Annotated in this window: 9 protein-coding genes; 4 read left to right on the top strand and 5 right to left on the bottom strand. The window is 50.8% G+C overall.

The window, feature by feature from the left end; genetic code table 11:
* The first annotated feature begins 349 nt into the window (after positions 1-349).
* The 3 genes from gyrA (at position 350) to B036_RS0116755 (ending at position 5,125) form a co-directional block, all read left to right on the top strand.
* Positions 350-2,917, top strand: coding sequence for a DNA gyrase subunit A (gene gyrA, locus B036_RS29785; RefSeq protein ID WP_020569888.1), 2,568 nt, complete (start codon positions 350-352; stop codon positions 2,915-2,917).
* 215 nt (positions 2,918-3,132) lie between these two features.
* Positions 3,133-4,476, top strand: a complete 1,344-nt coding sequence (locus tag B036_RS0116760; protein ID WP_020569887.1) for a tetratricopeptide repeat protein — start codon at positions 3,133-3,135, stop codon at positions 4,474-4,476.
* Positions 4,477-4,615: 139 nt separating this feature from the next.
* The gene (locus B036_RS0116755) at positions 4,616-5,125 is read left to right on the top strand and encodes a hypothetical protein (protein ID WP_020569886.1); all 510 of its coding nucleotides are present in this window, start codon (positions 4,616-4,618) and stop codon (positions 5,123-5,125) included.
* A 47-nt stretch (positions 5,126-5,172) separates the two neighbouring features.
* Here the strand turns inward: B036_RS0116755 and B036_RS0116750 are convergent, their stop codons facing one another.
* The gene (locus B036_RS0116750) at positions 5,173-6,789 is read right to left on the bottom strand and encodes a hypothetical protein (protein WP_020569885.1); all 1,617 of its coding nucleotides are present in this window, start codon (positions 6,787-6,789) and stop codon (positions 5,173-5,175) included.
* Positions 6,790-7,129: 340 nt separating this feature from the next.
* Between B036_RS0116750 and B036_RS0116745 the strand changes: the two genes are divergently transcribed.
* Entirely contained in the window at positions 7,130-9,085 is a 1,956-nt protein-coding gene (locus tag B036_RS0116745; RefSeq protein WP_026232062.1) for a glycoside hydrolase family 13 protein, read from the top strand.
* Between the two features lie 177 nt (positions 9,086-9,262).
* Here B036_RS0116745 and B036_RS0116735 read toward each other — a convergent pair whose 3' ends face one another.
* From B036_RS0116735 to B036_RS0116720, 4 genes are all read right to left on the bottom strand, one after another.
* Entirely contained in the window at positions 9,263-10,252 is a 990-nt protein-coding gene (locus tag B036_RS0116735) for an energy transducer TonB (RefSeq protein ID WP_020569882.1), read from the bottom strand.
* A gap of 134 nt (positions 10,253-10,386) precedes the next feature.
* The gene (locus B036_RS0116730; RefSeq protein ID WP_020569881.1) at positions 10,387-10,743 is read right to left on the bottom strand and encodes a DoxX family protein; all 357 of its coding nucleotides are present in this window, start codon (positions 10,741-10,743) and stop codon (positions 10,387-10,389) included.
* Between the two features lie 45 nt (positions 10,744-10,788).
* On the bottom strand, positions 10,789-11,724 hold the full coding sequence (locus B036_RS0116725) for a DUF4421 family protein (protein WP_020569880.1): 936 nt from the start codon (positions 11,722-11,724) through the stop codon (positions 10,789-10,791).
* A 118-nt stretch (positions 11,725-11,842) separates the two neighbouring features.
* The gene (locus B036_RS0116720; RefSeq protein ID WP_020569879.1) at positions 11,843-13,135 is read right to left on the bottom strand and encodes an amidohydrolase; all 1,293 of its coding nucleotides are present in this window, start codon (positions 13,133-13,135) and stop codon (positions 11,843-11,845) included.
* Positions 13,136-13,381: the final 246 nt, after the last annotated feature.

The following is a 13,381-nucleotide window of genomic DNA, read 5'->3' as shown; positions in this document are numbered from 1 at the left end:
GAGAGCACTTAAAATAGAAGGCGATTGCGGGCCTAAACCAGGCCGTTTGAGATCAAAGCGCCGGCGGGTCAAATTATCGCAGTAAAAGGGCCGGAAAAAGCGAGAGAAAGCGCAGCAAAACCCTACTAAAAACCAGTAAAAATTCTTATCTTCGCGGACCGTCCGCAATAGACCCTTTTCGGGATATTTCGGGCGCGGTCGCAGGTGCAATGAATTAGTTTAAGAGCAGGGTGAAATGCACCGGCTCAATACCGGTTCCCACCGCCTTGCCGTCCAACTCCCCCTGCACCTGCGGCCCCGCCAAAAGTGCCTTGTATTAGAGACTTACGATTTTACCAGATAAAAGAATATGCCAGATAAACAAAGGATCATTCCGGTCAATATTGAAGACCAGATGAAATCCGCCTACATCGATTACTCGATGTCGGTGATCGTTAGCCGGGCCCTCCCGGACGTGCGCGACGGCCTCAAACCCGTCCACCGCCGCGTCCTCTTTGGAATGGAGCAATTGAGCCTCAGCTACCGCAACTCGCACAAGAAATCAGCCCGTATTGTCGGTGAGGTTCTCGGTAAATACCACCCACACGGTGACAGCTCAGTGTACGATACTATGGTACGGATGGCCCAGGACTGGTCCCTCCGCTACCCCCTGGTAGACGGACAGGGCAACTTCGGTTCTATGGACGGAGACTCTCCCGCCGCCATGCGTTACACCGAAGCCCGGATGCGCCGCATCTCTGAAAGCATCCTCGGGGACCTTGACAAAGACACCGTTGACCATCAACTCAACTTCGACGATACGCTGAAGGAGCCAACGGTGCTGCCCACCAAAATACCCAATCTCCTCGTAAACGGAGCCTCTGGTATTGCCGTGGGTATGGCTACCAACATGATGCCCCACAACCTCAATGAGGTTGTAGACGGAATCATCGCAACCGTTGATAATCCGGAGATTACCATTGATGAGTTGATGGAGCACGTGAAAGCACCTGACTTTCCTACCGGAGGAATCATCTTTGGTATCGAAGGGGTAAAAGAAGCTTTCCGTACCGGCCGGGGCCGGGTTATCCTTCGTGGACGCGCCGAAGTGGTGGTCGACGACGACGATCGGGAGACCATTGTCATTACGGAGATCCCTTACCAGGTAAACAAATCCGTACTCGTTGCCAAAATCGCCGAACTGGCGAATGAAGGTAAAGTGACCGGCATCCGTGACGTCAATGACCTTTCCGACCGCGACGGTCTCCGCATTGAAGTAGAGATCAAGCGGGACTCCATGGGCTCCATTGTACTCAGCTACCTGTACAAGTACACCCAGCTTCAGAACAGTTACGGCGTCAATAACGTCTGCCTCGTAGGAGGCCGGCCAATGACCCTGAACCTCAAGGACATGATCGAAGAGTTCATTCTCTTCCGTATTGAGGTCATCCAACGCCGGACCCGATTCGAACTGAATAAGGCCCTGGCTCGCGCGCACATCCTCATTGGTCTGCTGATCGCGCTCGATTACCTCGACGAAGTGATCGCCCTGATCCGTGCAAGCGCCAACCCGGAAGATGCGAAGGAAGGCCTGATGAGGGGTGACTTCATCGAGGATAAGAAAGCTTTCTGGGCCAAGTTCAGGGACCTGGTGGATGAAGTCCAGACCGGTGAATTTGTTGTAGAAGGCGACAATGTCCTGTCCGAGTGGCAGGCGAAAGCCATTCTCGACATGCGCCTCCAAAAGCTTACCGGCCTGGAGCTGGATAAGATCCGGGAGGAATATGCTGAAATTCGTGGCATCATTGATGACTTGAAAGATATTCTCGCCAGCGAGCCGCGTCAGCGGATCATCGTTAAGGAAGAGCTAGCTGAAGTTAAAGCCCGTTTTGGTGATGAGCGCCGTTCGGAAATCAGCTTTGACACTTCGGAGATCTCGATCACTGACATGATCGCCGATGAGGACGTGGTTGTCACCATTAGTAAGCTGGGCTACATTAAGCGTACGCCGGTAGCAGAGTACCGCGCCCAAAGTCGTGGTGGCCGTGGCAGCCGTGGTTCCAAGACCCGCGACAAGGACTTCGTGGAACACATGTTCATTGCCAGTAACCACAACTACCTGATGCTCTTTACCGAGCAGGGACGTTGTTTCTGGTTGCGCATCTACGAAATTCCGGAAGCCAGCAAGCAATCTGCCGGCCGCGTCATCCAAAACATTCTCGCGATTCCGAAGGAAGACAACGTAAAAGCCTACATCAGCGTAGCTGATCTGACGGACGAAGAGTTCCTCAACTCTCACTCCATCATCTTCGCTACGAAGAAAGGCCAGGTTAAGAAAACCAGCCTGGAGGCTTACAGTCGGCCACGTACTAATGGCATCAATGCCATTACAATCAACGAAGGCGATCAACTGCTGGAAGTGAAACTCACCAACGGAAGCAGCGCCGTGTTCCTGGCAACTAAAAAAGGGCAAGCCATTCACTTCGAAGAGGCGAAAGTCCGCAATATGGGCCGCAATGCGGCCGGTGTTCGCGGAATCACTTTGGATGGAGCCGACGATGAGGTCGTTGGTATGGTTACCCTCGATCATGAACTGGATGCAGATAAGACGATCCTGGTCGTTTCGTCCCAGGGTATGGGTAAACGAACCGATTGGGGAGAATACCGGGTCACCAACCGTGGAGGCAAAGGTGTGAAGACCATGAACATTACCGAAAAGACCGGCGAGTTGGTCGCGCTTAAAGCCGTGACGGAAGATAATGACCTGATGATCACCAATCGCTCGGGTATTCTGATCCGTACGAAGATGAGTGCGCTACGTGTTATGGGACGCTCAACTCAGGGCGTGAAGCTCATTAAACTTGAGAAGAAAGATTCGATTGCAGACGTAGCCGTTGTGCCCGCCAGCGATGAAGAGGAAGGTTCAGAAGAGGAATAATCTCTTTCTTTACCACCACTCAGATGCGAATAAACGCCGCCACACCGAACATATCGCGTGTGGCGGTTTTTTTACTGATATGAAATAATCCTTTAATTTTAGGATACTATTAACGACTTTTGCGCCAGCAATTAACGTTTCCATGTTACCCCTCTTTATGATCAACACGTCTACAGGGGTGTAACACAATTACGAAAAACCAACAAACTACCATCATGCGTAAATTACTCCTTAGCATGCTTGTTCTTCTCCTTTCCGTAACGGCCGTCATGGCCCAGTCGGGAGAGCAGGCACTTAAAGATGCCAAAAAAGCATTTGACAACTACTCCCTCACCAATGACGCCACCAAGCTTACCGAAGCAATAGACATGGCAGCTAAAGTAATGGCTGACCCCGCTACGAAGGCTGATGCTGAAGCACTTGTTGAAGTCGGCGACATCTACGCCGCTGCCGTCAACAGCTACGTGATCGCACGTTCCACCAATCTCACCGACCCAGCTTCTACCGAGAAACTGGTGGAAGGCGCTGCCGTTAAGTCCGCTGAAGCCTACATGGCTGCCATCAATAACGCAGACCCTAAGAAAGGCAAGAAGTACATTAAGGCAGCCATTAAAGGCTTAACTGCTGTACAGGGCAACATCTCTAATGAAGGTATCTATGCCATTCAGGATAAGAACTTCGAAGAGAGCATGGCTGCGTTCAAAACCAGTGTGGCGACGCACGAATTTCTCACCAGCAAAGGTGAGGAATCAGCCCTCGATGCTGAGAAACTGAACGATGAGAAGTACTACGCTGGCCTTTCTGCCATTCTGCTGAAGAATTTTGAAGTGGCTGAGCCAATGTTCCTTGACCTGTATAAAAACAATTACAGCGACGCCAGCCTTTACGACGGACTCTACAAGATCTACGAAGCCAAAGGTGATATGGAGGCTGCAGGTAAGTACCTTTCTGAAGGTCGTGCTGCTTTTCCTGAAGAAACCCAATTGCTCTTCACTGAAATCAACTTCTATCTTGCACAGGGCCGCCTGAGTGAGCTTACTGAAAAGCTGAGCGAAGCCATCGCAAAGGAGCCGGAAAACACCAGTCTATACGCTACCCTCGGTCAGGTATACGAGCAGCTATACAACCAGGCAAACGAAGCTGGAAACGAAGCTGATGCGACCAAATACTTCGATCTGGCCAAGGCTAAGTACGAAGAAGGCCTGACGAAGGATGCAGAAGCCAGCCGCCTCATCTACAGCCTCGGCGCGATGATCTATAACCGCGGTGCTGCCATGTCTCAGGAATTGGTGGAACTCGGTAACGACTTCAGCAAGGAAGGTCAGAAAAAGTACGAAGCCCTGAAAGCTACCGTTGACGCGGAATTCGACAAGGCGCTTCCCTACTTCCAGAAGGCAGAAATGACTGACCCTAACGACCTCAATACATTGATCGCCCTCAAGGAAATGGCTGCTCGCAACGATGAGTACGAAGTTTCCAATGAATTCAAAGCCCGGATTGAAAAAATTCAGGCTGGCGAGACAATTGAAAAGTCTTACTACAAAGAAAAAGGCATGTAAATACCACTGATGCTCTGTAAGTCCAATCTTACCACTGTCTGAATTGACCTGACAGAGCACCAGGCATTTATCCTTTAAATTGGAATGGGCCCGTGACAATAATGTCGCGGGCCCATTCCAATTTTACTAATTTTGCGCCATGAAACGAATCCTTCTGTCCACCCTACTTGCCCTGGTACTGCTTTCTCCGGGTTGTAACGATGACCAGCCCTTTTTATCCGGTAACAACATTGGCATCACCCGCTTGGTGATTTACGATTTTGACGTGGATATTGACATCATTCCTGGCGAAGACACCTTCACTGAGTTCAGGCGAACAGACTCCACGATGATTCTCCAGCTAACGCGGACTGTTGATCCCGACATCGCAGTAGGCGGAGACGAAAGCAACCAGACCATTTATATTATCCTGCCAAATAATCTCCAAACGTTGGACATCAATGAGGGAGACTGGTCAGGCATAAAGACCTACGCGTTTACCAGCGAACGAACAGTGAATGAACCGGTAGGCCAGGTTACCGGAGGCCAGATCACCGGACAACGGCTGACATTGGACAATAGCTGGCTCATTGAGGGTACGGTTGAATTGTCGGAAGCATTTGACGATTCCTTTCCGCTGGAGCTTTCCGGAACTTTCCGATCACGGTAAAGCAGGCGATATAAAAGCTATTGCACCCCGATAAGCACGTTGTCCCGCTAGGAGGTGCTCCGTTCCGCCTTTTTAGGTTTTACCCTCCGATATACCTCAACATCTCCAAGAAAGGTTTCGTAGTAGCCGAAGAAGTGGTGGTAAAGCAGGCGTTCTGGAAATACGTCCCAGGTTCGGAAAGCTTTGATCAGCACCAGATCATCCCGCTGGCCGAGTAGCATGGTCTGAAAGTCAATGCATTGATCAACCGGACCGCAATGGTAGATTCCGTTACAGCACTCAGGAATGCCGAAGGGAGTAGTCATACTTTTGGTGTAACGGCTGTAAAATGCCTCGTGTATGATGAAGTACTCCCAGTCATAATTCAGGTAGTACCTCCAGTTCTCCAGTCCATCAATGTTGATGGAAGCTGAAATGCCGACTTTAGCCGGTTTAGGAAGTTCTTTGTTAGCCCAATCCCGCATAGCTATCCGGGTATCAAACCAGTGGTGGCTCTGCCCCACAATACCCAAGCCTAGTGACCAGGCAATCACCACGGCTATCAGCCAGGGCTTCGCCCGTAGCCTTTGCAGGCCGAATGCAGCAAGCAAAGCAACGGCTGGCATAAAGACATTAACCCGCCGGATGAATGTCGTATCCATGTACCAGCGCACCAGGAACTCGGTCAATAGGTAACCAAGAATGTAGGCTACGGCAAGGTTGTGGAACGACCAAAATTTCCCAAAATCAGTTACGCGTCGGCGGATAATTCCCAGTGCCGACCAAGCAGCCAGACAAAAGGCCGGCAAGCCTATTCCTGCAAGTACGCCCATAGGATAAGTAAGGAGGTTGTCCCGGAAATGGTCCTCTGACCTGATGACGTCGCGGTTCACCTTACGCAAGGTTTCAAAGGAATAGACGATTTCTTCCCAGGACCAACCGATCGTCAGGATCACCAACAAAGAAGCAAGTAACCCTATGCCCGCTGGAAGGAAATACCATGGAATGCCTACCCGGTGAAGATCACCATCGCCAATACCACGCAGGCTGAGCAGGATAAGCAACAAGCCACCCCAAACCAGTGGAAAAACATCGAACTTAAAGACAGCAGCGCCAGCAGCGCCCAGCGCGAGTAAACCTAAAGATCGCCAGGATGGTCCGCGTATAAGCCGAATGCCCCCGAGCAGGGCCAACCAGGCAAAAAGGATGTAACCAGAGGCCGGCAGGCAATAATGGCTGTAGGTGGCATTGACATCACAAGCGGCCATCAGCAGAGCTGCGGTGCCGGCAAAAGGTGGTGAAAGTCCGCTCGCTCGACCAAGGTAAAAGACTACTACGATCAGTAAAAGGGCGTATAGGGTAGACATTTGCCGGCCCAGCAAAACAGTATCACCAAAGTTTGGCGCCTGCTTGAAAATCCGGTACCAGACGTGTGCAATGGTAGCGTTGACGTAGGCATAGCCACGCACGTTATAGGACGCCTCCCGGAACAAATGCCAGATCGTGTCCCGTCCCTGATTCAATTCATTGAAGCGATGCATAGCAATGGCAACGTGCTGCTCTTCGTCTACTTCAAAGAGCCGCCACCGGGCATTTTCCTCCTCGGTAAACCAACCGGGAATCCGCAAGGCCGCACCAATAATCAGGGCTAGCAATAGTAATTTTTGGCCGGTGTTAAGGGTCATTTGGCGAAGATAGGAATTAGAAGCTAGGAACTGGAAGCTAGTGAACCAGTTCCTTAGCTCGTAGTTTCTATCTTATCAATAGGCGCGGTCGCAGGTGCAATAAAATGGTTGAATCAAGCAATGGTTGAACGAGTGAATCCATGCGGCAGCTACAGTTCCAGACACTTCGTTTGCTCATCATTACAAATAAAGGGAGTGCAGAGTGTGGTAACATCGGTAGTCATTCTCTCACTCAATTATTAGCTGAATCCCAAGCTAGTTGTAAAGTAAAAAGACTCACTTTAGCGCTTGATTCGCGTCAATAGACCAATAGACCAAAATACTAATTATCTTCCCCCCCATGAAAAGTAGAATGCAAACCCTGCTGTTCTGTGCACTGGTGCTCGGAGCAGCTTCCTGTCGTGCCCAGGACCCTGCCATTTACAACGATGATCCCATGCAGGAACGCGCGCTGAATGTTCCTGAATCAGAATATCAGCTTCGGCAACCCACTGGTTTGGCAGAAGTAGCCTCCCGAATTGAGCCACCGAATTGGTGGGTCGATATGGAAAACACCAAACTGGAGATTCTCATCTATGAGAAAGAAATAGCAGACTATGGCTCGGTCATCATCGATTACCAAGGCATCACGGTGGAATACGTTAAACGGCAAGCCAACCCCAACTACTTATTTGTAGGGCTGAACATTGCACCCGGGACCCAACCCGGCTCCTTAAAACTTCACCTTGCTGCCCGCGATCGCGCAAAAAAAACAATCAGCTATAACCTGCTTCCACACCCCAGAAAAACGTGGAAAGGCAGGGAGCAACTTGGCCAGCAAGATCTGATTTACCTGATTATGCCCGACCGGTTCGCTAACGGAGACCCCTCCAATGACGTTGTGGAAGGTACCAAAGATCAGCTCCTGAATCGAAACAAATTTTTCTTCCGCCACGGGGGAGACCTCCAGGGCATTATTGACCGGTTGGGTTACCTGGAGGAGTTGGGCATAACCGCTCTTTGGCTAAATCCCGTACTGGAAAACGACCAGCCCTACGCCAGCTACCACGGCTACGCCACAACTGATCATTATCGAATAGATCGCCGTTTCGGGACCAACGAAAAATACCGCGAACTTTGTGCAAAAGCGCACGACAAAGGCATTAAAGTGATCATGGACGTGATCTTCAATCACGTAGGCGATGAGCATTACCTGATGCGGGACCTGCCGGACAACGACTGGATCCACCAATGGCCGGAGTACACCAAAACCACCTACCGGGCCCCTACCCTGCTAGATCCCAACGCAAGTGAATATGACCGTAGATTGATGACTGATGGTTGGTTTGATAAGCACATGCCTGACCTGAACCAACAGCAACCACAGTTGGCCAACTACCTGATTCAGAACAGCATTTGGTGGACCCTTTTCAGTGATCAGGACGCTTATAGAATCGATACCTATGCCTATGCAGATGGTGCGTTTGCCGCAGAATGGAACCGTCGGCTGCAGCAGGAAATTCCTCACCTGGGCATTTACGGAGAGACCTGGGTACACGGCGCAGCCATCCAGGCTTGGTTTACTGGTGGGCGTGGCATTCACCAGGATTTTGATACCCACTTACCGGGCGTAACCGACTTCCAACTCTATTATGCCATCAACGAGGCACTTGGTCAGACTCCGGGATGGACGAATGGTGTCAATCGTATCTACTACACGTTGGCCAAAGACTACCTTTATGCGGACCCGACCAAAAACGTTGTCTTCCTTGACAACCACGACATCGCCCGCATTTTCACCACCCTGGGCGAGGATAAGACAAAGGTAAAAAGCGCTCTAAGTATGCTGCTGACCATGCGTGGTATCCCCATGCTGTATTACGGTACAGAAGTTGGTCTCACCGGCGCCGGAGGCGCCTTCGGGGAAGGAGGTCGAGTCGACTTCCCGGGCGGATTCCCAGGAGATGAAACCAACCTTTTCGACGATGAAAAGCGAACCGGCACCAGTGAAGAGTTGCATGATTTTATTCAGCGCATGGCCGTATTCCGGAAAAACAGTAAAGCCCTCACAGAAGGATCCTTTACTCAATTTGTGCCCAGAGATGGCCTGTACATTTACTTCCGCCGGGCTGGTGACGAGACAATAATGGTACTATTCAATGGCAACGATAAAACGGTTACGCTGGAAGATCTTCAGCCCTACCAGGAGATGCTGGCTGGTTATCGCACCGGAGAGGACATCTCCCGTGGAATCAAGGAAGTTATGATCCAGGGACTCGAGCTTGAGGGAAAAGAAACCAGGGTAATTAAGTTGTAAAAAGCGTCGCAAAATAGAATCACTCGTTTGCCGTTCGCCGCAGGAAGCAGCGCGGCAAAACTGAAGCAGGAGTTGGGTTTATCCAACGAGCGCTTCGGGACGATCATGACCACTCGTCCCCCAAGTCAGGCCTACGGCCTTCCCGGCGAGAGAGTGGTCATGATAGCCGAGGCTTAATTACTGCACCTTAAAGGTGTAGGTGATCTTACCACATTGGGTAGGTGGCGCAGCACCGTCGGGAGAAAACTTCCAGGTTAGTGCGTTATTGGTTGCTGCTTTAATCAGGGAAGGGTTGGAGGTATTACTACCCGATTGGGAAAACTTAGCGCTGGTAACCTTTCCCTCCGGACTGATACAAACGGAGATGACCACCGTACCTGAGGCCTGGGAGCTTTCCCGAACGGCGGGGCTGGAAACGAGACCTCGGCCACCTAAGCCAGATACCCGACCACTACCAGAACCAGCGGTAACGGCTCCACCGGGCACACCGTTTGGATCCCCCTGAGTGCCGGGTGTATTACTGTCACCAGAGCCAGATCCGCTGTTATTACTCAGGCTTCCACCGAGTTGGTCCCGAAGACGAGCAGCGTCTGCTTCACGGCGTTGGCGGGCGGCTTCTTCTCTGGCCCGGGCTTCTGCAATGGCGGCTTCACGGGCTTCGCGCTCGCGCTGCTCACGGGCTGCTTGCTCGCGGGCGGCGGTTGCCGTCGCTTCTTCCCGACGACGCACATCTGCTTCTTGCTGCTTACGGATGCGTTCAGCTTCCTGCTTCCGGGCTTCCTCCTGTGCTTTCCGTTTACGGATAGCGATCTCAGCGGGAGTTTCCTGCTGGATAACCTCTCGTTCTGGTTTTACCTCAGGTTTGGTTGGCGTGGGCGGTGGTTTCACCGGCTCTGGTTCTGGTTCAACTTCCGGAGTTGGTGGGGGTGGTTTCACCGGCTCTGGCTCCGCAGGTGCAGGCGCGCTGGCGGGAGGTGCTGGTGCATCTCCGCTACCGGCATCATCGAAAGCCAAAAGAACCGCAATACCCGGTTGCCCCGGAGGCGGGTTCAGGTGAAAAAAGAGTGGAATGAGCAAAAGAACTACGAATAAGATAAAGCCAATGCCTGCCGCTACTTTACCGCGGCGATCACCGGCTAATTCTGCTTCTGAAAGTTGAATGTCCATAATTTATTCTTTTAGGTTCTGGCTTCTTGATGTAAAACTAACGGGGATTGCATATTAGTGTGCGAAGAAATACCTGTTTCACCAGAAATCCCCCGAATTTAATAAAGCATTAACTGAGTAAGTGCTTGTCTTTGCTAATCTACGAAGTTAGTTGCCTCCCGCCAAAGCCACCAGATCAGTAGCAGCTGAACCAAAAGCCTTATCGCTGCGACCCAATGCGGACCGATGACCGGCTTTGCCCTAAACAGGTCAATAACGTGTAGTGGCAGGAAGATAATCATTAGTCCACATGCTGCCCAAAGTGCGTATCCTCGCAAATCAGGGATCAACAAGCCGATTCCAATCAGGATTTCGACCAACCCGCCAGCTGCATTAGCCAACTGCTTGGGAAACCAATCGGGCATAAAGGGCCGGTAGAAGGCAGGGTTTACAAAGTGGTATACGCCGGCGAGCAGTAAAATAACGGCGAAGCCAATAATGAGCAGGGGCATGAGTAAAATTGATTGCTTGTTGGGGAGTTTAGTTCCCGACAAGCGTTAAAAACGTCGGGTAATCCGAAGTTCAAGGGTAAGGTCATCGGTTTGCGTTTCCAGGTTGTCTGTGACATCAAGGCTGGGGAGATAAATGGCCGTAACCGCAACTGCCAATGGATTTCCGTTCCAACCTATGCCCAGGTGCCCACGTACCCGCATGCTGGTATGAATCTTCTCCCGTTTACGATCTTCGTCCAGCTCATCAAAAGCGACAAAACGAAACTCCGGTCCGGCAATAGCCATCGGAGTAATGAACCAGTGATCTTTAAACAACCAGGTATAACCGTAACCCAACCCGAATCCAAGTTTGGTTTGGGCGTAACGAGCTACTACTGACTGATTGCCATTGTTCAACGGAATACTAATACCGTTCTCAGATCGCATTCGCTGTCGGTCAATCAAGCCTCCAAGGAGGAGAGAACCATTGCTCTGCAATTGCCGGTCTCTTTGTTTGAAACTGGACCGCAGGCTGAACCTGCTTGGATTCATGACTTGAAAGCCAAAGACAGTTGCTTGAAATAAGGATACATCATCCCGGAATTCCGAGCCAGCCCCCTGCATCTCTGAACGAAAGCCTTTCGTATTCCGAAAACTCGCGTGTAGCAGTTGTTGCCTTAAAAAAAGCGTGACCCCAAGGCCAAAACTCGTCCCCATATCCTCATCTGTCCCCGTACCAAGGTCCGAAATCGGAATGGAAAAAGTATAACTCGCCCATTTGTACCTACCACCAATCCGAAAGGACAGGCCCTGGCTTTCAAGTTTAAATTCCTCACCCGCAGATGTTGCGAAAACAACTGACTTATTTCGAAACTTGAGACCAGTATTTATTCGTTGATCATTATCAAAAAGTTGAATGAACGATGTATCGATTTGCCCGGCAAGCGGGGTAGAAAAAAGAAAAGTTAAACAAAAAAACAGATTCCTAAAACATGAATGCATACAAATAGAATTGCGGAAACAAGGGGGATGTTCGCTAAGTGCAGGAGTTAAGCGGACTCCTGACTATTTCGGCAAAAATACTGCCGTAGCCAGGAAACACTCTTCACACTCAGGTACATTAACGCGCTTTGCCGTTCAAATAGTCCAGCGCGATGTTAGTATATATTTCCACACCCAGTTTTAGTCCGCGATCGTCAATTTGGAAGTTCGGCGTATGGTGCCCTGCGACTTCATCACGATTCTTTGCCGGGTCCATCCCTCCCAGGAAGACGATGAGGCTGGGCACTTTTTCAGCATAGAAACTGAAGTCTTCAGCGCCGGTAATGGCTCGGACCAGGTTGATGTTGTCTTCGCCGGCGGTGGCCGCAACAATTGGCATAAGGCGACGGGTAATCTCCGGATCATTAAATGTGATCGGGTACCCTTCATTGATGGTAACTTCTGCCTCGGCTCCGGCAGCGGCAGCGATATTGGTAGCCGTTGTTTTGATTCGGGCAAAGATTTCCTTCCGCATATCGTTATCCAAAGACCGGATGGTCCCTACCATGGTCACTTCATCAGGAATGATGTTGGAGCGTACGCCACCGTCGATTTTGCCAATAGTAATTACCGCAGCCTCTTTAGTAAGGTCTAGCTGGCGGGAAACGATTGTTTGCAGCCCCATGATAATTTGTGCTGAGGTAACAATGGGATCGACACTGGCCCATGGCCGGGCACCGTGTGCTTGCTTCCCCTTCACCACAATATTAAAACTGTTGACCGACGCCATTGCGCCGCCGGGCTTATAGTTAACCTGGCCAACCGGCGTTTGGGAATTAATGTGAATGCCGAAAGCTACCTCTACCCCATAGTCAGAGAGTACACCCTCTTTAACCATTAATTTTGCACCGCCTTCCTCTCCTGCCGGTGCTCCTTCCTCAGCGGGCTGAAACATGAATATAACGGTGCCCTCAATATCTTTTTTCCGAGCGCTTAGTACCTCGGCAGCTCCCATTAGCATGGCTACGTGGGTGTCATGCCCGCAAGCGTGCATCACCCCAACCTCTTTGCCTTCGTACATTGCTTTGGCCTTGCTGGCAAAGGGGACATCGGCGATCTCCGTTACCGGTAGTCCGTCCATATCTGCCCGAAGGGCGATCACGCCCCCTGGCTTCCCCCCTTTGAGAATACCAACAACACCAGTGTGTGCAATGCCAGTCCGAACTTCCATTCCCAGCCCACGCAGATGTTTTTCCACGTATTTAGCCGTTTCAAACTCCCGGTTACTGAGTTCAGGATTCTCATGAAGATGGTGACGCCACTCGATCACCTTTCCTTCAATGGCGGCCGCCGCTTTGGCGGTTTCTGGATGGCCAGTCTGGGCTGAAAGGGAAAAACAGAATAAGGCGAAGAAAGGAAGTAGTAGTCTCATCTGGTGTAAGTTAAATTTCCGACAAGATAGTGAATTAGAGAATGGGAGAATAAGAGAATGATTGAGTAGCTACCGCCGTTTCCACTCGCTTGGCTACTCTTGTTCACCAGGCTGGGTGCCCAAAGGGCAGCAAATGGAAATTTCGGCAGCTATTCTCCCATTCAATCATTCACCATTCGTGGTGCTGCAAAACAAAACGGGCGAAGACCATCACAGCCTTCACCCGTTCAAGAAATCAGGAATAGG

The sequence above is a fragment of the Neolewinella persica DSM 23188 genome (assembly GCF_000373105.1).
GTDB lineage: Bacteria > Bacteroidota > Bacteroidia > Chitinophagales > Saprospiraceae > Neolewinella > Neolewinella persica.
Note: the sequence above shows the minus strand (reverse complement) of the source record. Positions and strands in the feature narration are given on the sequence as shown.